The organism is Mesorhizobium sp. M7A.F.Ca.ET.027.03.2.1 (assembly GCF_003999175.1).
Classification (GTDB): domain Bacteria; phylum Pseudomonadota; class Alphaproteobacteria; order Rhizobiales; family Rhizobiaceae; genus Mesorhizobium.
In genome coordinates this window covers 1-1924 of record NZ_RZOM01001135.1, presented here as the reverse complement: position 1 = coordinate 1924, position 1924 = coordinate 1, and the positions used below count along the sequence as shown (strand labels likewise).

Sequence of the window (1924 nt, the reverse complement as noted above, 5' to 3'; positions counted from 1 at the left end):
CGCCAAGTCCCTGCACGGCGCGTGCGGCGATCAGCAGCCACAGCGTCGGCGCCAGGCCGCAGAGCACTGATGCCGATGTGAACAGCGCGATGCCGCCAAGCAGCAACGGCCGGCGTCCAAACATGTCGGCCAGCCGGCCGGCGCTGACGATCAGTGTGGTGATGGCGAGCAGATAGGCCAGAACAACCCATTGCACGGACTGGAACGTCGCGCCGAAATTCTGCATCAGCGACGGCAGCCCGACGCTGGCAATGCTGGTTCCCAGCGACGACAGCAGCGTGGCGAGCGACAGGCTTGCCAACGCCCAGCCGGCGGATTGCATCCGTGGTGACGCCGATGTCAGCCCGTCCCGATTTTGCTCAGCGATTGCCACGGCGATCTCCTTCCATCAGTCCCACAACCGGAACTGCTGGAGATCTAGTTCCTTGGCCAATGTGGCGGAAGGCGCAGCATTTGCATCTTATTCGTGCGTTTGGCGCCATATCATGCCATGATCTGCCGATGACGTCACCCGATCTCAACTTACTGTTCGCTCTCGACGTCCTGCTGGCCGAAGGCAGCGTGGCGCGTGCCGCCACCCGCCTGCGCCTCAGCCCCTCGGCGATGAGCCGGACGCTGGCGCGGTTGCGCGAGACTACGGGTGATCCGCTGCTGGTTCGCGCCGGTCGCGGCCTGGTGGCGACGCCGCGTGCGGAAGAACTGCGACAACAGGCTGGTCGTGTCGTCCAGGATGCGGAGGCGCTGCTGCGCCCTGCCACCTTGCTCGATCTCCCGAGCCTGGACAGGGTGTTCACGCTGCGCACCAATGAGAGCTTCGTCGAAGAATTCGCGCCGCGTCTCGTCGCCCGTATCCAGGCCGATGCGCCCGGCGTGCGGCTGCGCTTTGCGCCGAAGTCCGATAGAGACGTCATGTCGCTGCGCGACGCGGCGATCGACCTGGACATAGGCGTCGCTGGCGAGACCGGACCGGAGGTGCGCATCCAGGCATTGCTTCGCGACCGCTTCATCGGCGCCGTGCGAATGGGCCATCCGTTGAGCGAGGGCACGGTGACGCCAGAGCGCTATGCGGCAGGCCGGCACATCAGCGTTTCACGGCGTGGCCGCGAGAAAGGGCCGATCGACGAGGCCCTGAACCGGCTCGGGCTGCAGCGGACAGTCGTGTGCATGGTTTCCGGTTTCTCGGCAGCCCTTGCCATGGCGCGCACGTCCGACCTGATCGCAAGCGTTCCGGAGCGGCACACCGAGGGCGCACGCGCAGGCATGCACAGTTTTCCCCTGCCGGTTGCCACCGCGGAGGTCACCATCTCGATGCTGTGGCATCCGCGCCTCGATGCCGATCCGGCGCAACGCTGGTTGCGCGACCGCGTGCGGGAAGTCTGCGCGGCGTCTCGCTGACAACGATGAGAAGCCTGCGCCAACGGCCGAGGCTTCTCATCTGTCCCGTCTATTCGGTTTGGCGTTTCTGCAAATGCCTCAGTGCGCCTAGTGTGAGCGTCGCCATGACCGAACAGTAGCCCACCAGCGGCCACGCCGTGTCTCCATCAAGCAGGATGACGAACAGCGTGCCGAGGATGCCGACGACAAGGCTCTGGATGCAGAAGTAGAGCGCGACGGCGGTTCCCGCGACATCGCCGAACGCCTCGAGTGCACCGTTCGCGGTGACTGAGACAGTGAAGACGATACCCGCGGCAACGACCCACATCGGTAAGACGAATGTCGCGAAGGACGGCGCCGCGAACAGCTGCCCGGCCGCCAGCAGAGCCGCGCCGAGCAGCAACATCGCCATGCCTCTGATAGCACTGCCCGCAATGCCCCGACGTGCAATGAACTTTTTGGCGAAGCGGGTGGTCACGATCATCACCAGCGCCGCGGTGGCGAAGGCCAGGCTGAAACCGAGCTGTGAAAAGCCGGCGCGGTCCATGAT

General features: G+C 65.3%; 2 protein-coding genes and 1 pseudogene. 1 reads left to right on the top strand and 2 read right to left on the bottom strand.

Features of this window, described 5'->3' with window-relative positions:
* The coding region (locus EN750_RS32095) for an MFS transporter (protein WP_127399090.1) at nt 1–373 on the bottom strand (373 nt) is incomplete at its 3' end.
* A 128-nt stretch (nt 374–501) separates the two neighbouring features.
* Here EN750_RS32095 and EN750_RS32090 point away from each other — a divergent pair.
* A complete protein-coding gene (locus EN750_RS32090; protein WP_127399089.1) occupies nt 502–1395 on the top strand; it encodes a LysR family transcriptional regulator in 894 nt (297 codons plus the stop codon).
* Between the two features lie 49 nt (nt 1396–1444).
* Here the strand turns inward: EN750_RS32090 and EN750_RS32085 are convergent.
* Nucleotides 1445–1924: pseudogene (locus EN750_RS32085) on the bottom strand (CmlA/FloR family chloramphenicol efflux MFS transporter); the annotation flags it as partial.

What these genes read in the sequence shown, in the direction of transcription:
- EN750_RS32090 (WP_127399089.1), top strand. Translation starts at nt 502, where the DNA reads ATGACGTCACCCGATCTCAACTTACTGTTCGCTCTCGACGTCCTGCTG.